Genomic DNA, 18,313 nt, shown 5'->3' with positions numbered 1-18,313 from the left:
CCCGCTCACTCCGTTCCCGGCGCCGGGGGCGGATCTTCGGTGTGGCGCGGATGCCCCTTCGTGCGGCGGCCCTCCTTCATGCGCGCCTCGTGCACATGGCGGAAACCGCGGGTCAGCTGGTTGCGCACATCGGCTTCGGCCTGCCGGAACGGTTCGTGATAGGTGTCGTCGAACTCCTCGACCACCTGAAATGTCCACCGGCCGTCGATGACATTGCGGCCGACCATCTCTGTCTGCAGTCGGTCGGCGATCCCGCCGTGCCCGGCGTCGCGGAGCGCGTCCACCGCCTCGCCCAGCACGAGGTCGGCATGCCCGATGAGTTGATGGAAGCTGTACAGGTGCCCGCGAGCGCGTTCCACGTATTCCAGTGCCTCCGAGACCTTTCCGACTGCATCGACGGTCTCGCCCGGCAGGTCCTCGGCTCGCTCGGTCATCACGTCTCCTTCACACGGGGCCATCGGGCCGCGCTCATACGATGCCCGCTCGCCGACGATCCCAAACGTGGCGTCGGCCGCACGCCGGGCCGATCGGTTCGAACCATCTCCTCCGCGTGCGCCGAAGACCCTGCCGGAAGCGAGAAGTCGGCGCACAATGGCGGAAGCGAGAAGACCATGAGGAGACGAGCGAAGGTCAAATGGGACGGGGATCGCTATGTCGACGTGAGCGGACTGCAGCGGATCGTCGCCGAGACGTCGATCGCGAACATCGACCTACGCGTTGACGAGCGCCTCCTCGACGTCGGGTGCGGCGACGGATTCGTCACGATGCTGCTGGCCGACCGCCTCCCGTCCGGATCCGTCGTCGGCGTCGACGCCTCGCACCTGATGATCGACACCGCCCTCAAGCGCCTCACACCCGGCGGACTCCGCGTGCAGTTCCATGTCGACGACGTACTCGACCTGCCGTTCGATCGCGACTTCGACATCGCGGTCTCCTTCAACGCATTGCACTGGGTCCTCGACCTTCGCAGGACTGGCCGTCGGTCGCATCGAGTCCGACGATCTCGAGTGGGCCTTCGACTCCGCCGCCGACCTCGAGCGGTGGTTCGCGGTCGGTGCCGTCGCGTGGATCCAACACGTACCGGCCGACCTGATCGACGTCTTCGTGCACGACGTGGTCGACCGCTACCAGCAGACCGTGGGCGCACCGGCCACGCTCCACTTCAACCAGACCCGGTTGTACGCACACCTGGGACCACATCCGACGTGATCGGCAGCACCCCGACAGATTGAGTGCACACATGTACACTCAGGCGCATGGCCACGACAGTCACTCGCGAATCGGACGAGGTCAGGGCATTGACCAGGCTCGCACTCGACGAGCTCGGGGCAGCCACCGCAGGCATCGGCGCGATGCATCGATCGGTCGCCAACAGCGTCTTCGGCGCGTTGGGCGCCGTGTTCGGCCGCCAGATGACGTCTCCGCGGATGGTCCACGACGCCGTCAGCGAATCGACCTATCTGTCCGTCGCCGCACTGCTCGACATCGCGCGATCGGTGTCCGATCAACTGCCGGCGAGCCGGGCCACCGCCCCGTCGCGGACCACCCGCGGAGCGACGGTATTGGGCATCCTGAACGGCCTCATCGGCGATGCCCTCACCGAGTCGGAGTCGTCGCTGGCCGCCGACATGTCGGTACGGGCCAAGGGCGGTCCGGTCGCGATCACCACCCGGTCGCTGGCACGGGCGTTCCCCGATGCGGGTGACCACCTGGTGGTGTTCCTGCACGGACTGATGGAGACCGAGCACGCCTGGTCGCTGGGTGGCAATCCGACCTACGGCGAGCGCCTACGCGCCGACATCGGCGCCAGTCCGGTCTACATCCGCTACAACACCGGCCTGCACATCAGCGAGAACGGGCGGCAACTCGCCGACCTCCTCAACGGTCTGACCCTACTCTGGCCCACGCCCGTCGCCCGGGTGACGCTCGTCGGTCACTCGATGGGCGGTCTGGTCATCCGTGCCGCCTGCCACGCCGGCACACAACGGGGCGATGCCTGGACCGGCCTGGTGACGGAGACCGCGTGCCTGGGAACCCCGCACCTGGGCGCACCACTCGCGCGTGGGGTCCACGCGGCATCGACGATCCTGGACACCTCACCCGTGACGCGTCCGATCAGTACGCTGCTCCGCCGACGGAGCGCCGGCGTGCGCGACCTGTTCCATGGATCGCTGACATCTGATGACCAGGGCTTTCTCGATCGCGACCGGTGGCAGCGTCCGCCGGTGACCGACCTGCCGCTACTCGCCGGCGCACGACACCTGTATGTGACCGCGAGCCTCTCGAAAGACCCTGATCATCCTCTCGGACGGTTCATCGGCGACGGTCTGGTCCTGACGCCGAGCGGTCGTGGATCGAACTCGCGACGGCACGTCGGGTTCCGGCTCGACGACGGTGTCCACATCGGCGGAGCCCACCACTTCACCCTGCTCAACGACGACAATCTGTACGGCTGGCTGCGGTCGAACATCGCACCGCGGCGAGCGCTGCCGCCCGGCCGTTCGGCCTGACCGACAAGTCTCTCGAAGATTTTCGAGAAGTGTGTAACACCCGCGTCGCCAGCGACGAAGTACTGGATAGCTCCGACTGAAAGTGCCAGACCCCCGACCCGGCACTTTCGGTCGGGGCTTCTTTCGTACCGAGTCCGGGTGGCCGTCGAGCCGGACGTTCTCGCGCTCACCGCTCACCCGGCGGGCGTCGGATTCCAGACACCCGAGCGAGTCGGACTGTGCACACTCCCGACCACGGACCGCTCACGTGACAGTTCTCCGGGAGCCGGGCCACCAGCGGCCGAGTGGGACCCGTCGATCATGGTGACGCAACGGATGTGGCCGATATTCCGTCGAGAATCACGATGGCGCAACGGACTTGGGCAAAGTGTGTCGCAGAACATAGATCGGGCGGATACTCATCGTGTGCACGAACGGTTCGAGTGGTACCAACATCGCGATGCGATGATCGCGTTTGCGGTGCGCTGGGCGCCATTCGGCGGTGGCACCGTGGAGGACATCTGGACCGAGTTCGGCCTTCCCGAACGCGTCTACTTCCTCCGCATGCGCCAGGTGTTGTCCGGCCCGACGCCGCCCGGCCTCGACGATGTCTCCTGGGAGCGGCTGCGGCGAGTGTGCGACGAGCGCATACACCTCACCGATCCCGACACCCCACCGACGGACCAACTGCCCGCCTGACGCGCGTCATCTGTTCGGCTGTACTCCTCGCCCATCTCCGCGACGATCACCTATCGTCAGCGTCGGTTCTCGTCGGCAGTACGGGATGCTCTCCGTCGCTACTGCCGAGCGCCGTCTGCACCGACCGCCGGTGCGCCCGCAGTCGAGTTCGATCGGAGCATCCGCATGACCGTCCTCCTGTTGGCGTTCGTCGTCCTCGTCATCGCCGCAGCTGCCATCGGAGGAGTCGTCCTGCTGGTCGTGACCCTCAATCGCCGTCGGGACACATCGCAGACGCCGATACCACCGGTCGTCGGGATCGAGGCCCCTCGCAGCATCGACGACGCGGTCTATCGCTCGGTGCAGACCGTCCGATTCGCCGACGGTCGGGTCGCAACCTTTGCGAGCACCACCGCCCTCGCACCGGGCACGCCGCTGTATGTGGGGCCACCGATGGGTCCGCCGAGCGTGACCGTCGGCGGTCTCCTCGTCGACTTCGTGATCCCCGCACCGTCGACGCAACCCCACGGGCTGCCGCCGGCCACGTAATCGCTCGGCGATGGACGTGATCACCTCACGCCAAGCGCCCACCGGAGCACCGCCGTCGGTGGGCGCCTATACGGTGTGCCCGACGATGAGTTCTGACCACTGCCCACTGATGACTACTGCCCACCGATGACTGCTACTCCGCCCGGTACCCGCCGATGAGCACGGCACCTCGTCGACGCCGCCGTAGCTGGCCCTTCCTGGTCGCCGGCTTCGTCGTGGTTCTCGCCGTCCTCGGGCTGGTCGATGGGCTCCGGGCATCCGACGGTCCGACCGCCACCTCGAGGTCCGCCGGATCGTCGGCCGGATCGGCTGCTCCAGTCCCCGGCTCGGAATCCCCGGAGTCATCGACTTCGGGCATGGCGCCGCGACCGGATGCCACTGCCGAGGACGCGACCGCGCGGGCGCAGGCCGGACTCGCGCAGTTGGCGACGTTCGCGGTCAAGGGGCGCGCGCCGAAGACGGGGTACAGCCGGGCGCAGTTCGGGCAGCGATGGTCCGACGACGTGACCGTGCAGTTCGGCCACAACGGCTGCGACACCCGCAACGACATGCTGCACGGTCTCGCCGACATCGTCCTCAAGCCCGGGACACGGAACTGCGTCGTGCTGTCGGGAACGTTGCGCGATCCGTACACCGGTCGGTCGATCGCGTTCGTCCGCGGTCCCCGGACCTCGGAGGCAGTTCAGATCGACCACGTCGTCGCATTGTCGGATGCCTGGCAGAAGGGTGCCCAGCAGCTGTCAGCCGACGAGCGACGCAACTTCGCGAACGATCCGCGCAATCTCCAGCCGACCGACGGCAGCACCAACTCGCGCAAACGAGACGGCGATGCCGCCACCTGGTTGCCGCCGAATCGAGCGTATCGGTGTACATACGTCGCTCGCCAGATCGAGGTCAAGGCCGCCTACCGTCTGTGGGTCACGGCCGCCGAGAAGTCGGCGATGACCCGCCTCCTCACCGGATGCGCCGCCGCGTAGGTTCCCCCATCGATCGTGCGTCCTGATTCGTCGACCGTGCGCCCCAACTCGTCGACCGTGCGCCCTGATCCGTCGACCGTGCGCTCCAACTCATCGATCGTGCGCGCCCCCGGCGTCCACCGATCGGTCAACTCGCGACCTCATCTCGCTCCCGCGACCTCAACCGAGGTCGCATCATCGAGACGATGTCGCGTGAGCAGCCGGCCCGCCCCCGACCACCAACGGTTCGCGGTTCGCCCGACGACCCGGTACGGTCACACCGGAGTGCCGATCCGGGCCATCCCCACGAATCCGACACCATCGGAACGATTCTGGGATTCATCTGAGATCTTCCGGCCAGAACACTGCCGAAGTCTCCGACAATCCTTGGGCTCCTCACATACAGCGACGGCACCGTGGGGTCGTGAACTCCTCCATGCCCCCCGGTGAGCACGACCCCGCCACCGGCCCCGTGTACCACCAGCATCAACCTCACCCGACCGCGCCGCTCGGCGCGGAGCAGCAGTGGCAGGCGCATCCGACGGGACCACCTCCCCTGCAGCCGATCCCGCCATCCCGTCGGAGCCTGACGAAGCCGATCATCGCGACCGCTGTGTTGGCCGGATTGATCGGTGGCGCGGTGGGAGTGGGCGGGAGTGCTCTGCTCGACCGCTCGACTGGTTCGGTGCCGGTGCTCCAGTCGCAGCCGTCGAGTACCAACGTCGCCGACGTCACACCGGGCTCGGTCGAGTATGCAGCCCAGGTCGCATCGAAGTCGGCCGCCGACATCAAGATCGACACCGGCCAGGGCACCGTCACCGGGAGCGGGATCGTCCTGTCCGCCGACGGTTATGTGCTGACCAATCAGCACGTGGTGTCAGCCGCTGAGGGCAACACCATCCAGGTCACCACCAGCGACGGCGCCACCCACACCGCGACGGTGACCGGCGCATCCCCGTCGTACGATCTCGCGGTCATCAAGCTGGCCAACGCTTCTGGCCTGACACCGGCGGCACTCGGGGACTCCGGGGCGCTGCGCGTCGGCCAACAGGTCGTCGCGGTCGGCAGCCCCGAGGCTCTCTCCAACACGGTCACCTCGGGCATCGTCAGCACGCTGTCCCGCACCGTCACCGCAGGCGGCGAGGACGGTAGTGGCGTCACCGTCTACAACGGTCTCCAGACGGACACCCCCATCAATCCGGGCAACTCCGGTGGGCCGCTGGTCAATCTGAACGGCCAGGTGGTCGGCGTGAACTCGGCGGTCGACACCGGACAGGCCGCGAGCGGCGGCCCACAGGCGTACGGACTCGGATTCGCCATCCCGGTGAACACTGCCAAGCGGGTCGCCAACGAGCTGCTCGCCGACGGGCATGCGACCAAACCCGTTCTGGGCGTGTCGGGGTCGCTCACCCCGCAGCGCGATACTCCCGGCGCACAAGTGACCTCGGTGCAGTCGGGCGGTGCGGCGGCATCCGCGGGCATCTCCGACGGCGACGTGATCACCAAGATCGGGTCGACCACGGTGAGCAACTACGCCGACCTGATGGCCCAGGTACTCACCCACTCGCCGGGCGAGACCGTACCCGTCACGATCGGGTCCGGCGACAAGGCCCGAACGGTGCAGGTGAAGCTCGGCAGCGCCGTCGACAAGCAGCAGACGACGGTCCCCGAATCCGGCAACGGCGGCGGCAGCCCTGAACAACCGCAGCCCCGGCTCCCGTTCGGCGGTCTGCTCCCGTGACTCCGCGTACCCACCGATGACTCCGCGACCTCATCTCGTCCCCGCGACCTCGACTGAGGTCGCGTTGTCGAAACGACGTCGCGCGAACAACCGATCCCTTGGCCGCGCCGCATGTTCCGACTCACCTCGACCCGACCCGCCTCGAACGGCCCCGACCCGACCCGACATCGACCTCGCCTGCACGAGGCAGGCTGCGGCACCGATCACCAGGCCGGCGACGGTGAACCACGTGAGTCGCTCGCCGAGCACCGCCCAGGCCATCACGCCGGTCACCGCGGGGATCACCGCGAACAGGAGCGACGATGCCCGCGGGCCAGAATGCTTGATGCATGCGGCGTAGAGCGTCGTCCCGACCGCGGAGCTGACGACCACCATCACCGCGAGGAGGACGATCGCACGAGGTACATCGGTGACGGTCATCGGCGCGGTCATCGCAAGAGCACCGGCGAGCGGGGTCGAGGCGGTCACCCCGATCGCGGTCAGCACCCAGACGTCGATGCCCTGGCACTTCCGGCTCTGATAGACACCTCCGGCCGACAGCCCGATCATCGCGATGATCACCGCGATCACCCCCGGTCCGACACGATGATCGGCGATCACCTTGGGCGCACATGCCAACAGCACTGCGAGGGTGGCCAATCCGAGCGCCAACATCCCGCGCCGGGACTCCCGCTGGCCCAACACCGTCGCGACCAGCGTGGCGGTCAGCACCGGGTTCAGGGCGATGACCAGCGCAGCCAACCCGGCCGAGATCCCATGCGCGAGACCCCAGTACACGCCGAGGAACTGCACACCCTGGGTGAGCACACCAGCGATCACGGCATGACCGACCTGCCGTCGGTTCGGCAGTGGAGTCCGACGCGCCGCGATGACGCCCCACAACAGGATCGCCGACAACGCGAAACGCAGCAGTATCACCAGGAACGGTGACATCACCGCGACGGTGGCGGCGCCGATGGGGTAGCCGGCGGCGAACAGCAGCACGGTCGGGACGGCGAGGCGGAGCGGCAGCGGACGGTCGGTGGGCATGATTTGACTCTGGCCCCACCGAGCCGCCGACTCCAAGACTGTTCACGTTTCGTCAACGATCAGGTGCATACTGGTGCGGTGACCACGCTCGACATCGTCCCGCTCCGCAGCTTCGTCGCAGTCGCTGCGTTCTCCAGCATGCGCGGCGCGGCCGACGCGCTCCACCTCTCGCCCCCTGCCATCACCCGGCACATCCGGAAGCTGGAGCACGAACTCGGATGCCGGCTGGTCGTGCCCGAGGGTCGCGGCATCGCCTTGACCAGCGATGGTGAGGAACTCGTAGGCCGGGCACGTGAGCTGCTCCAGCAGCATGACGACACGGTCCACGCGCTGACACCACATCGAACCGGCGAATTGCTGGTCGCCGCAACCGAACACGCGGCCGAGCTCCTGGTCCCACCTGTCATCTCGATCCTCTCGCAACGCCTGCCCGACCGTCGGGTGCAGTTGCGGCTCACCCGCAGTGCGCACGTCCGCGATCTCGTCGACGATGCACGCGCCGACATCGCCCTCATGCTGACGCCGCCGACCCCGACCAGCACCATGATCGCCGACATCCCCGTGCGCTGGTACGGCACGGACACCGCCCCGCGGGATCGACTGGTTCTCTTCAGCAGGCCGTGCGCGGTACGCCACCACGCCCTCGCATCGCTCTCCGGACGCGAGAACGCCATCGCCAAGGAATGCCTGCATCTCAGCGCAGTGCTGACGGCAGCCCGTGCGGGCATCGGCATCACCGCGCTGCCCGAGATCGGGCCGGCGCCGGACGGCCTACACGTTCTCCATGACATGCCGAGCATCAGCACGGTGCCGCTGTCGGTGGCGACCAGTGATCGGGTCGGCGCCGCGACCCATGCCGCCGTGGTGAATGAACTCCGCGCGATGGTCGGCCCGACCCGATTGCGTGCGCTCGCCTAGGCGCAGCCGCACGCACACCGGATCAGCGGCCGGCGACGGAACGCAGCTCGCGGTAGAACGCCACGCCCGCCGTCGCGTCTGCGATACCCCCGTCATCGAAGAGCGCCGACTCCAGATCGGCAAGGATCCACCGGACATCGAACGCGTGCGCGCCGTACCACGCCCCGAAATCGACTTCGCGCGTGCGCGTACCCGTGGTGTCGAACCTCGGGTTCTCCAGCGGTGACGGCGAGCCGTACTGCACCGAGCCGCCCAACACGAAGGTGATCGGAGCCACCGTAGTGCCGACCACCTCTTCGCTGACGGTGCTGAAGCCGAAGTCGGTTCCGGTGACCCGCTGATCTGGCGGGCGGGAGAAGCCCAATGCGGTGAGTGCCTCACCGGCTGCCCGCCCCCCTTGGTAGATGCAGTAGGTGCCTGGTCCGCACGCCGACATCATCGACACCGTCTGCCCGTGGAACCGTGTGCCGGCGAGACGACGCCGTAAGGCCTCGATCCGCCCGCGCAAGTGAGCGGTGACCGACTCGGACCGGTCACCGCGGCCGGTGGCGATGCCCGCAACCGACAGTGCACGCGCCCAGCTCGTCGATGATCCGGTCACCAGCGTCGGCGCGATCTTGCGCAGTTGCTCGTACCGGGAGTCGGTGGTACGCGCTCTGGTTCCCACGATGAGCCGTGGAGCGGCGGCGGCGATCAGCGGGACACTGTCCGGGTCTGCCGCCGGGACACCTGCATCACCGAGGATGCCGAGGTAAGCGCGGGTCGCCGCATCGGATTCCTGCTCGTACCTCGTGAATCCGATCGGCGTGACCCCGAGGATGAGCAGCTCGACTGCCGTCGCCGGATCCAACGCCCAGATTCCCTGATCGGTCCGGGGCACGACGACCGATCCGTATGCGCTGTCGATCCGCGCCGTCGGCCGTCCATCCGATGGATCGGCGGGCGCAGTGCAGGCACCGATCGTCGCGATCACGATCATCGACATCACGACCGACTGCCACCGTCCGCCGACGCGATGTGGACGAGTGTGCCTGCGGAGGTTCACGAACGACCTCCGGTTCGGTCGGTGATCCGCCATCGGCGTGCGTCGTCGGCCTGTCCGATCAGGCGGGCGAACACACCGTCGGCAGCGATGAGGTCCGCCGGCATACCTGCTTCCGCGACACGACCGTCGGCGAGCGCGATCACACGGTCTGCACTTCGGAGCGTGGCGGGTCGGTGCGCGATGACGATCGTGGTGCGTTCGGGATCGGCGCCGAGCTCAGCGATGGCGTCGGTGACGGCTGCCTCGTTCTGCGGGTCCAGGGCGGAACTGGCCTCGTCGACGAGGACGATCCGCGCCTCCTTGAGGATCGCACGGGCAATGGCAACACGCTGCCGCTCGCCGCCCGAGAGCGCCGTCCCGCCCTCTCCGACTCGCGTTCGCCATCCGTTCGGCAGTCGCTCGATCAGCTCGTCGACCCGAGCAGCACGCGCGGCCTCCTCGAGCTCACGCCATCCGGCTTCCGGTCGCGCGATGCGGAGATTGTTCTCGATGGTGTCGTCGAAGAGATACACCTCCTGGAAGATGATCGCGATGTCTCCCATCAGGGTCTCCGGGTCGATCGACCTGACGTCGATGCCGCCGATCCGGATCTCACCGTCGTCGACGTCGAAGAACCGCGCCACCAGTCGCGTGATCGTCGTCTTGCCGGATCCCGACGCCCCCACCAGCGCCGTCGTCGTCCCGGGGGCACAACGGAGTGAGACATCCCGCAGTGCGGCGTCATCGGCGCCGGGGTAGGCGAAGGTGACCGAGTCGAACTCGATCTCGGCGCTGTCGATCCGATCCACCGCGTGATCAGGTGTCGGCAGTGCGGGAATCAGCAGCATCGCCTCGATGCGAGCGACCTTGTTCGTCATCGCACGTAGTGCCCCGATCAGTTCGATCAGATTCCCCAGTGGTTCGAGGAACCGGGCGGACAACACCAGAAGGGCGACAGCGGTTGCCGTTCCGACCTCACCGGTGACCACCAGCCGAGCTGTGAGGGCCAGCACCGCCACGAAACCGGCGGCGATCACCGCGGTATAGGCGAAGTACGGCCGCCGCGCCCGCCGCATCCCCGACCGATAGGTGTTCCGATGATCGAGCAAGGCAGTGTGCATGTGGGGGGTCCCGGTCGGATGCCCGGCAGCGCGGAGCACGGGCTGCGCCTGACCGAGTTCGATGGCGCGACCGGCGACTCCGGCCGACGCCCGTTCAAGTTCGACCTCGGTGAGTTCCGAGATGTGCGCGGCGCGTCGCAGGGCGACCGCGGCGACGACCGCGATCACGCAGAGTGCCAACGCCATCCGCCAGTCGACGAATGCCACGACCGCCACGATCGTGGCCGGCAAGAGCACCGACGTCACCACCGGGCCCGCGATGGTGACGGCGAGATGAGCCGCGTCGCCGACATCAGAGGTCACCGCCCGCGCAAGACGCGCCTTGTGATCAGCGGTGAACCATCCGAGCGGCACGGCGGTGATGTGTCGCATCAACTGCGACCTCAGACCGACCGCCAGTTCGCCTGCCGCGCGGAACCCGACCGGGGTCGCGATGATGCTGATGACCGCGTACACGAGCGCCCCCAGGAGGCCCAGCACCAGCCAGGGCGCCGCCGCGTCGAGGTCAGGGCGCGGACGGACGACGGCGTCGAGAATGGGGACGAGCAGGCCGAGCAGTCCTCCCTGCAGAACCGCCTGTGCGGCGGTCAGAGACCACAGACGGGCCAGCAGGGCAGGTTCTGGCCAGAGACGGTACAGGCGGCGGATCACGCGATCGCCTCGCCCTGCGCAGCCCACATCCGGCTGTACAGGCCACCTGCTACGACGAGATCCGCATGCCGGCCGGACTCCACGAGTCGGCCACCGTCGAGGACCAGGATCTGATCGGCGTCGACGATCGTGTGCAGCCGGTGGGCGATGACGATGACCGTCTTGCCCGTCGCCAGGCTCGCGAGCGCCTCCTGGACCGCGGTCTCGCTGTCTGGATCCAGCGCCGAGGTCGCCTCATCGAGTACCACGATGGGTGCCTCCGAGAGGATGGCTCGCGCGATCGTGAGTCGTTGCCGCTCGCCACCGGAGAGACTCCCGCCACTGGCATCGAGCCGCGTGTCGTAGCCCTGCGGCAGGCGTCGGATGACGTCGTCGACGTGTGCGGTGCGCGCCGCCGCGCGCACCGCGGCGAGATCGGCATCGGGCCTGCCGATCCGGATGTTCTCGGTCACGGTGTCGCGCACCAGGGTGACGTCCTGGAACACCAGCGACATCGAGCCGAGGAGCTGTTCGGAACCGATCGCCCGGACGTCGACACCGCCGATCCGGATGGCCCCGCCGGTCACGTCGTGGAATCGGGGGAGCAGGCCGGCCAGGGTCGACTTCCCGGCGCCGGACGGCCCCACGATCGCGGTCACCCGTCCGGCGCGGCATGACGCCCTCACATCGGTGAGTACCTCGCGTCGGCGATCGTAGGAGAACGACACCCGGTCGAACTCGACGTCGTGCCCTCGGGGCAGTTCGGGATGTCGTGGTTCAGGCAGCGCCGGGATGGCCAGCAGGTGCTCGACGTTGGCTGCTCCCATCCTTCCCTTGCGCACACCCTGAGCAGCGTTCACGGCGGGCAGGATCGAGTTCGGCAGACCGATCGCGACCACCAGGAAGGCGATCAGATCGGCGACCGTCAACGAGCCGGCGTCGAGCAGTGCGAGTCCCACCGCAGTCACGGCGACCAGGATCGCCATCTCCGAACCGAACAGTCGGGAGGCTGCCGAACTGTGCTTGACCTCGTCGGTCCACACCGCGAACGCCTGGGCGAACTCCCGGACGGCATCGTCGAACCTGCGTAGTACCCGACCACCCGCGCCGTAGGTCTTGACCACCTCGATGCCGTCGGCGTACTCGACGCTCGCCGCGCTGATCCGCACCTCGGCGGCGATGAGCCGGTTCACATGAGTTGTCATGGAGCGCATCGCGATCCGATAGAAGAGTCCCGTCAGGCCGAGGATCACCACCACGACACCCGCCATCCTGAGGTCGACGAACGCGAGGTAGCCGATCCCGACCACCATGACGGTGACGGCACCCGTCAGCTGCCCGAGCGCGTGGGCGATGACTTCGTGCATCTCCTCCAGATCGTTGGTGAGTGCGCGTTTGACCCGTCCTGAACCGACACCGGCGAACCACCCCAGGGGTACGGAGCCGAGATGACGGACAATGCGAACCCGAAGCGAGTGCAATATCTCCGCATCGGCGAAATGCCCTATGCGAGATGACTGTACGAGTAACAGCAGCCAGGCGACGGCCCCGGCCGCACCGACCCCGACCCACGCCCAGATGCGATCATCGCTCGCACGCGATCCACTCTCGAGGAGAACTCGACTGATCTCGGCGATCGCCACATAGGGCAGCAGACCGCCGGCGGCACTCGCGGCCGACAGCACTGCGCACGCCACCAGGTGGCCCCGGATCGGCGCGAACAGGCGTCCGAGCGCTCCCGCCGAGGCAAGCCCCACCGGCGGCGCGCCGGTCTGCGTGATCGCCCCCTCGGCGATGTCGGGTTCTGCTGTCGCGGTCATCTACGCCCTCTTCTCCAGCCGTCCGTCCGCGCGTCGGCGACGCAGCCGCTCGGAAGCTGTGCTCGATGAGCGAGATCCTTTCGCTTCATGTCGACGTGATGTCAAATGAACTGATGACACAACAGTCGGCCACCATCGGCGATGCCGCGGCGCTCTTCGGTATCGCACCGTCGACAGTGCGATGGTGGGAGCGCCAGGGCGTTCTGCCCGACCCGAGTCGATCAGGTGGGCGGCGCGTGTATGACGCCACCGAACTCCGTCGCATCGGCCTCGCGTACCTATGCAGCGTCACCGGTTCGATGCCCCTAGAACGCACGGCGTCGGTGACCGTGGGCAATCGGCATGCGCAGTGGCAGAGCGTGATCAGAGATCACGCGGCGGTCATCGACGCCACGATCGAGGAACTCCTGAACGCGCGGGCCTACCTCGTCCACCTGCTGCTCTGCACCGACGACGACATGGCGACGAACTGCCCGCACCTCGACGACGAACTCCGGCGTCACACCCCGCGGGGTCGCATAGCCGAGTCTGACCTGGTGGCCGCGGCGATGTTCGCCGGGCGTCAGACCGATCGACTCTCCACTCGTGACGATATGTCGGGTGTTCGTGACGAAATGGGGCCGGGACCGGATGCGCCGAGCTGCGCAAGTTGCGGCAGCCCCGTCGAGCGTTCCGCACGCGGGCGTCCCCGCAAGTACTGCTCGCAGGCGTGCCGACAGCGGCGATACCGACAAACCGTCACTTCGCGGTGACCTTCGTACGCTCGCGATCTGTACGAGCGATCGCGCTGCCGGATTGTGTCGATGTCGGGTGCCGACGCGCCGGACGGCGACACATCCATCCGTCCCCGCTCAGTGCCGGGCGACCGCGACACGCGCGAGGGGCGCGGGCGCTACCAGGTCCGCGAATCCGACAGTCGGAGCAGGGCCGGTAGGAGAATCCCGCGGATGAGTGTGGCGTCGACGAGAACCGCTACGGCCGGACGCCACGGACGAATCCCCCCACGTCGTCGGCGAGGGCGTGCGAGGTCGGCGTCACCGACAACCAACCCACCGTCGACGGGATCGCCAAGCGCGCCGTCGATGCACGCGCATCGTCGACCCCCTCATCGCGTTCAACATCGCCCCATCCGACGTTCCTCACGCTGTTCGGGTGAAAAGACGTGCCGGAACTCCTCGCGCAGCCGGTCGAACCCATCGAACACGCCTTCCATCAGCGGCGCAGTCGATCCCGATCGGCGAGGATGCGTGCGGCCCGGTCGGTCCCGATCACACCGGACTCGATGTGGTCGACATCGCCGAGTGAGATGACCTGCAACCGCGCGCCCTCGACGTTCAGGTGTTCGGCACACAGTCGGGTGTTGCGCGGCAACGCACTGGTGTCGAGTCGGCCGTACATCAACGTGACGTCCGCGTCGCGCCCCCACTCCTGACAGACTCCACTGGTATCCGCGAGCCATCGACCGAAATCACTAGTGCCATCGCCGAGTTCGCGCCATCCCCAGTCGCTGAAGATCGTGCGCGGGTCAGGCGGGAGCGCTCTCACGACCTCGACGTCGGTCTTCGACCCGTCGAACAGTCGGTGCACGCGATCCCGCCGGCCCGGCGCATACATGTGTGCGAGATCGTTGCCGCGGAGTTCGGCCGACAGCGTGAGACGGGCCAGGGCCAGCGATCGGACGTTCGGGTCCGACCTACCGTCCATCAGGGCGGGCACGTCCACCTCGGACAGGACGTACGGGCCGGAGATGCCGATGATCGAGCGGATTCCGAAGGGGATCGAAGCACCCGCGGTGATCACGCGCGCGGACGCCATCGTCGTGTGTCCCCCCTGGGAGAAGCCGACGAGATCGGACTGCGTGGGCACCGGCACTCCCAGACGGCCCAGCACGGCAGGCGTCACGCGCAGCAGATCCACCGTCGCGGCCGCCTCGGTGCCTGCATCGAGCCACGGGTGCCGCCCATCTCCTCCGCCGAGGCCGAGGTAGTCGCCCGCGACGACGATGCGCCCGGTACGGGGGGAGCGTGGTCGCGGCCCGACGATGCGCCGTGCCCGCGACGGCCAGCACGTCGTTTCGCGCAACCGCGCTGCTGTGCTGGTAACTGGTCAGCGCCGCGCTGGTCACCTCGTCCGGGATCAGCATCAGGGCGGTCACCGTCCGGCGCCGAGCCTCCGGCTCGTGCCACGAGTCGCTGGTGCGGTCGTGATCCGATGGCTGCGCCCGGCGAAGGCGTCGTCAGGCTCCGCGGGGATCGGCTCGACAGCGACCAACTCGACGTCGGCACCGTCGCCCGCCCCGGACGCCTCGCCGCCACGACCGACGGGCTCCGGCGTGGCACAGGCGGTCAGGAGCAAAGGACTCGATCTCGCCAGGGTCGTCGCCGCTGCACTCGACGAACTCGACGATGTCGGTCTGGATGCGATATCGCTGCGCGGGGTCGCCCGACGACTCGATGTGCAAGCCCCGGCGCTGTATTGGTACGTGAGCAACAAGCGCGCACTGCTCGAACAGACAGCGACCGAACTCTGGCGAACGCCCATCCGTGCTGTGACGGTCACCGACGGTGACGCGATCCCACCCTGGCCCGAGCTCATCGGTGAGTACATGCGCCGACTCCGCGCCAGCCTGCTGAGCAGGCGCGACGGGGCCAGGGCGGCGAGCAGCGCCGTCATCGTCGACGACGCACTGCTACGGGAGATCGAACCGACGCTGGCCAGGTTCTCGGCGCAGGGGATCGCACCCGATCAGCTCGTCGACCTGTTCCAGACCGCGCAGCATGCGACCGTCGGCTTCTGCATCAACGAACAACACCGCACCACCGAACCGGTCGACGTCGCCGAGCGCGCCAAGCGACTCGCCGACACCCCACATGTGGCCGCGATGGGGGAGCTGGTGGTCGGCGACGCCGACGCACGGTTCGCGCGGATGACCGACCTCATCATCGCGGCGGGCCACGCAACTCTGGACGGCGACGCGAGCGCTCAGCGCGCCAGTTCCTAGCCGGGTGTGCCGACGGCGGCGTCGACGACCCCCACCCGTCGGCACCGCAAGCGACCGCGGGCGAAGACGTCAGTCATTCTGCGGGACAGGCCGGTCCAACAGTCGATGTACCGCGTCGAGCGGCGATCGCTCATCGAACAGCGTGCGTTCGGTGAAGTCGATGATCGCGAGCTCGTGAGCGACGACGTAGTCGAAGAACTCCTGGTGCTCGGTGCCCGCGAATCCCGCGGCCAGTCGACGGAACGCCGGCAGGTAGCGATGCGTGCCCAATCGGACCGACGTCATCTGCGCCCGCCACGGGAGCAGGAGCATCGCGGTACCCCCGACCGTGCCTGCTGTCTCGGCGAGTCGATTGGTGGTCGTGACACCCGCACCGACGGTCTCGACGAAGCGACGGACACCGATATTCGTCTGGAACTCCAAGCGGTGCAACGCATCCCATGCCTTGACACGCGCCTCGTCCTGAGACCTCGCCGCCGCGGCACCGAAGAACGATTCACCGAGTTCCTCCGACTCGATCAGCCGACGGAGATCGCCTCGCAGCTCTGCCGGGATCTCGTTCACGACGATCCCCTGCCCGACTCCGCTGCCCGACTCCGCTGCAAGAACTCGACCACGATCTCGTTGAACTCGTCGGGCGCCTCCAGCATCGCCCAGTGCCCGACGTCGGGGATGATGTGCACCGCCTCCACCGCGTCGTTGTCGGCGGCGAATGCGCGCGCATCCGCGGGCGGGCAGATGAGGTCGCGCTCGCCGTTGACCACGATGATCGGCCGGTCGACGCCGGCCAGAGCGGGACGCAAGTCGTATCCGAATCCCTCACGGAGCGTGGAGAACACCCCCGGCGCGCCCACCCCGACGAGGATGCCTGCCACATCCTCGTCGGCGAGCTTGGCCGGGTGCGGCACGTACGGGCGAGTGGCGAGCCATCGTGCCCAGCGCCGACCGAGGATCAGGCGACGCACCGAAGCCGGTGGCCGAAGACCCGCGGTCGCCGCTTCGATGAGAAACGTCGCGACCCGCGGATTCGACGACAGCGTGCGGATGGGGTTGTTGAACAGGTCGATGACCGACGTGATCGGGCCACCGCTGAGCACGACCCGGTCGATCCGGTCCGGATGACGTGCCGCGATCTCGCACGCCACCAGCGTGCCCATCGAATGTCCGATCAGATCGCACCGGTCGACGCCGACCGCGTCGAACAACGCGGGGACGACGTGCCGGAGATCGTCGAGCCCGCGGGCCGAACGCTTCTCCGACCTGCCGAAACCCGGGAGGTCGACGGCGATGACGCGGTGGGTCTCGGCGAGTGCCGGGATGGTCCGGTGCCAGTAGTCCCACGACGCCGCCAGACCGTGCAGGAGCACCACGGTCCGGTCGCCCTGCCCCGCTTCCAGGTACGCGATGCGATGCCCGTCGACGATCACGTCGCGTCGGATTCCGACGCCGTCGCGCGCCTCGACGGCCGGTTCGGTGAGTGTCATGCGATGCATGTTAGATACCGAATGCCCGTTATGTAAATAGTGCTGGGTAAACTCCGACACGATGGTCACCGAGCGACGTAGTCAGTCCGAGCGACGGCAGAGCACCCGTCAGAACCTGCTCGCCGCGGCGTCGAAAGTGTTCGCCCGTAGGGGGTATCGCGACGCGACGGTGCAGGACATCGTCGCGGAGGCAGGTGTCTCGACGGGAGCTCTGTACAACCACTTCCCCGGTAAGCGTGAGGTCTTCCTCGCGGTCTTCGACGAGTGGTTCCTCCAGTGGTCGGCGGGCTATGGGACCGCCGTCAGGCCGGCCGACGGCGCCGACGACGCGATCCGCAAGGCCGCGGATCACTACGACCAGCTGTTACAAGACCGCCCGGACGACGCCCAGCTCCTGATCGAGTTCTGGTCGGCAGCGATGCGCGACGAGTCCCTGCGCCCCGCATTCATTGAGCGTCACGGCCAGATCCGCGGTGCCATGTCGGCGCTGATCGGGCACATGCTCGATCAGGCCGGCATCAGCGCCTCCGTCGACTCGGACACCCTGGGCGCCATCGTCACCGCACTGGCCGACGGTCTCGCCATGCAGTACCTCGTGGACCCGCCGCCGCGACGCACAGACCGGACCATTCTGTTGACCGCTCTGCAACTCCTGCTGGCCGGCGCCACCGGAGGTCAGGCGCCGAAGTCGTGAGCTCCCAGCCCACCGTCTCCCGCCCGGCCGCGCTCGCCCCCTGTGCCAGCGGCTCGCCCCACACCGCCCGCTCCGATGGGAGCCGCGGCACCCGTACGTGCGTACAGGTGTACGGTGACGACGTCGGCACGGACCTGGCGATCCAACGGGCCGATTCCTGACCGACATCCGCACGCCGG

At 68.0% G+C, this 18,313-nt stretch carries 18 protein-coding genes; 10 read left to right on the top strand and 8 right to left on the bottom strand.

What is annotated here, in order from left to right:
- Positions 1 to 5: 5 nt before the first annotated feature.
- A complete protein-coding gene (locus GS4_RS03685; protein ID WP_007617614.1) occupies positions 6 to 434 on the bottom strand; it encodes a hypothetical protein in 429 nt (142 codons plus the stop codon).
- Here GS4_RS03685 and GS4_RS26375 point away from each other — a divergent pair.
- The 6 genes from GS4_RS26375 (at position 324) to GS4_RS03655 (ending at position 6,413) form a co-directional block, all read left to right on the top strand.
- Entirely contained in the window at positions 324 to 1,232 is a 909-nt protein-coding gene (locus GS4_RS26375) for a class I SAM-dependent methyltransferase (protein WP_369403296.1), read from the top strand. The two genes, GS4_RS03685 and GS4_RS26375, sit on opposite strands and share 111 nt — an antisense overlap.
- 24 nt (positions 1,233 to 1,256) lie before the next feature.
- Complete coding sequence (locus GS4_RS03675) at positions 1,257 to 2,510, top strand: esterase/lipase family protein (RefSeq protein WP_040509413.1); 1,254 nt, start codon at positions 1,257 to 1,259, stop codon at positions 2,508 to 2,510.
- Positions 2,511 to 2,915: 405 nt separating this feature from the next.
- Positions 2,916 to 3,188, top strand: coding sequence for a hypothetical protein (locus tag GS4_RS03670; protein WP_245555552.1), 273 nt, complete (start codon positions 2,916 to 2,918; stop codon positions 3,186 to 3,188).
- Between the two features lie 165 nt (positions 3,189 to 3,353).
- On the top strand, positions 3,354 to 3,716 hold the full coding sequence (locus tag GS4_RS03665; RefSeq protein ID WP_007617610.1) for a hypothetical protein: 363 nt from the start codon (positions 3,354 to 3,356) through the stop codon (positions 3,714 to 3,716).
- A 155-nt stretch (positions 3,717 to 3,871) separates the two neighbouring features.
- Positions 3,872 to 4,693 carry an HNH endonuclease family protein gene (locus GS4_RS03660; RefSeq protein ID WP_007617609.1) on the top strand — a complete coding sequence of 274 codons (822 nt, stop codon included), beginning with the start codon at positions 3,872 to 3,874 and terminating at the stop codon, positions 4,691 to 4,693.
- 415 nt (positions 4,694 to 5,108) lie between these two features.
- On the top strand, positions 5,109 to 6,413 hold the full coding sequence (locus tag GS4_RS03655; RefSeq protein WP_007617608.1) for a S1C family serine protease: 1,305 nt from the start codon (positions 5,109 to 5,111) through the stop codon (positions 6,411 to 6,413).
- 30 nt (positions 6,414 to 6,443) lie between these two features.
- Here the strand turns inward: GS4_RS03655 and GS4_RS03650 are convergent, their stop codons facing one another.
- A complete protein-coding gene (locus tag GS4_RS03650) occupies positions 6,444 to 7,442 on the bottom strand; it encodes a DMT family transporter (protein ID WP_051989611.1) in 999 nt (332 codons plus the stop codon).
- Positions 7,443 to 7,520: 78 nt separating this feature from the next.
- Between GS4_RS03650 and GS4_RS03645 the strand changes: the two genes are divergently transcribed.
- On the top strand, positions 7,521 to 8,360 hold the full coding sequence (locus GS4_RS03645) for a LysR family transcriptional regulator (protein ID WP_157226482.1): 840 nt from the start codon (positions 7,521 to 7,523) through the stop codon (positions 8,358 to 8,360).
- 22 nt (positions 8,361 to 8,382) lie between these two features.
- Here GS4_RS03645 and GS4_RS03640 read toward each other — a convergent pair whose 3' ends face one another.
- The 3 genes from GS4_RS03640 to GS4_RS03630 are packed head-to-tail and all read right to left on the bottom strand — an operon-like array spanning position 8,383 to position 12,955.
- The gene (locus GS4_RS03640; RefSeq protein ID WP_007617605.1) at positions 8,383 to 9,405 is read right to left on the bottom strand and encodes an ABC transporter substrate-binding protein; all 1,023 of its coding nucleotides are present in this window, start codon (positions 9,403 to 9,405) and stop codon (positions 8,383 to 8,385) included.
- A complete protein-coding gene (locus GS4_RS03635) occupies positions 9,402 to 11,156 on the bottom strand; it encodes an ABC transporter ATP-binding protein (RefSeq protein WP_007617604.1) in 1,755 nt (584 codons plus the stop codon). The genes GS4_RS03640 and GS4_RS03635 overlap by 4 nt, the downstream gene beginning before the upstream one ends.
- Complete coding sequence (locus tag GS4_RS03630; protein WP_007617603.1) at positions 11,153 to 12,955, bottom strand: ABC transporter ATP-binding protein; 1,803 nt, start codon at positions 12,953 to 12,955, stop codon at positions 11,153 to 11,155. Before GS4_RS03630 ends, GS4_RS03635 begins: the two co-directional genes overlap by 4 nt.
- A 113-nt stretch (positions 12,956 to 13,068) precedes the next feature.
- On the opposite strand from GS4_RS03630, the gene GS4_RS03625 reads away from it, so the two are divergent.
- The gene (locus tag GS4_RS03625) at positions 13,069 to 13,707 is read left to right on the top strand and encodes a helix-turn-helix domain-containing protein (protein WP_040509409.1); all 639 of its coding nucleotides are present in this window, start codon (positions 13,069 to 13,071) and stop codon (positions 13,705 to 13,707) included.
- Between the two features lie 460 nt (positions 13,708 to 14,167).
- On the opposite strand, the gene GS4_RS03615 is transcribed toward GS4_RS03625, so the two are convergent.
- Positions 14,168 to 15,037 (bottom strand): hypothetical protein, encoded by an 870-nt coding sequence (locus GS4_RS03615; protein ID WP_169331472.1) that lies wholly within the window; start codon positions 15,035 to 15,037, stop codon positions 14,168 to 14,170.
- A gap of 97 nt (positions 15,038 to 15,134) precedes the next feature.
- Between GS4_RS03615 and GS4_RS24710 the strand changes: the two genes are divergently transcribed.
- Positions 15,135 to 15,956 carry a TetR/AcrR family transcriptional regulator C-terminal domain-containing protein gene (locus tag GS4_RS24710; RefSeq protein ID WP_169331471.1) on the top strand — a complete coding sequence of 274 codons (822 nt, stop codon included), beginning with the start codon at positions 15,135 to 15,137 and terminating at the stop codon, positions 15,954 to 15,956.
- A gap of 69 nt (positions 15,957 to 16,025) precedes the next feature.
- Here the strand turns inward: GS4_RS24710 and GS4_RS03605 are convergent, their stop codons facing one another.
- Together GS4_RS03605 and GS4_RS03600 are read right to left on the bottom strand one after the other, a co-directional pair.
- The gene (locus GS4_RS03605) at positions 16,026 to 16,520 is read right to left on the bottom strand and encodes a hypothetical protein (protein ID WP_007617599.1); all 495 of its coding nucleotides are present in this window, start codon (positions 16,518 to 16,520) and stop codon (positions 16,026 to 16,028) included.
- Positions 16,517 to 17,440 carry an alpha/beta fold hydrolase gene (locus GS4_RS03600; protein WP_040509406.1) on the bottom strand — a complete coding sequence of 308 codons (924 nt, stop codon included), beginning with the start codon at positions 17,438 to 17,440 and terminating at the stop codon, positions 16,517 to 16,519. The genes GS4_RS03605 and GS4_RS03600 overlap by 4 nt, the downstream gene beginning before the upstream one ends.
- 61 nt (positions 17,441 to 17,501) lie before the next feature.
- On the opposite strand from GS4_RS03600, the gene GS4_RS03595 reads away from it, so the two are divergent.
- Positions 17,502 to 18,134: a TetR/AcrR family transcriptional regulator gene (locus GS4_RS03595; RefSeq protein WP_007617595.1), complete on the top strand. Its 633-nt coding sequence runs from the start codon at positions 17,502 to 17,504 to the stop codon at positions 18,132 to 18,134.
- Positions 18,135 to 18,313: the final 179 nt, after the last annotated feature.

The organism is Gordonia soli NBRC 108243, from assembly GCF_000334455.1.
Lineage (GTDB): Bacteria > Actinomycetota > Actinomycetes > Mycobacteriales > Mycobacteriaceae > Gordonia > Gordonia soli.
The sequence above is the reverse complement of the archived record's forward strand: the minus strand, read 5'-3'. Positions and strand labels throughout refer to the sequence as shown.

Excerpts from the sequence above, each read along its gene's own strand:
- GS4_RS03595 (WP_007617595.1), top strand. The coding sequence starts at position 17,502 with ATGGTCACCGAGCGACGTAGTCAGTCCGAGCGACGGCAGAGCACCCGT.
- GS4_RS03660 (WP_007617609.1), top strand. The coding sequence starts at position 3,872 with ATGAGCACGGCACCTCGTCGACGCCGCCGTAGCTGGCCCTTCCTGGTC.
- GS4_RS03625 (WP_040509409.1), top strand. The coding sequence starts at position 13,069 with ATGACACAACAGTCGGCCACCATCGGCGATGCCGCGGCGCTCTTCGGT.
- GS4_RS26375 (WP_369403296.1), top strand. The coding sequence starts at position 324 with ATGGAAGCTGTACAGGTGCCCGCGAGCGCGTTCCACGTATTCCAGTGC.
- GS4_RS03650 (WP_051989611.1), bottom strand. The coding sequence starts at position 7,442 with ATGCCCACCGACCGTCCGCTGCCGCTCCGCCTCGCCGTCCCGACCGTG.
- GS4_RS03665 (WP_007617610.1), top strand. The coding sequence starts at position 3,354 with ATGACCGTCCTCCTGTTGGCGTTCGTCGTCCTCGTCATCGCCGCAGCT.
- GS4_RS03675 (WP_040509413.1), top strand. The coding sequence starts at position 1,257 with ATGGCCACGACAGTCACTCGCGAATCGGACGAGGTCAGGGCATTGACC.
- GS4_RS03655 (WP_007617608.1), top strand. The coding sequence starts at position 5,109 with ATGCCCCCCGGTGAGCACGACCCCGCCACCGGCCCCGTGTACCACCAG.
- GS4_RS03600 (WP_040509406.1), bottom strand. The coding sequence starts at position 17,440 with ATGACACTCACCGAACCGGCCGTCGAGGCGCGCGACGGCGTCGGAATC.
- GS4_RS03685 (WP_007617614.1), bottom strand. The coding sequence starts at position 434 with ATGACCGAGCGAGCCGAGGACCTGCCGGGCGAGACCGTCGATGCAGTC.
- GS4_RS03630 (WP_007617603.1), bottom strand. The coding sequence starts at position 12,955 with ATGACCGCGACAGCAGAACCCGACATCGCCGAGGGGGCGATCACGCAG.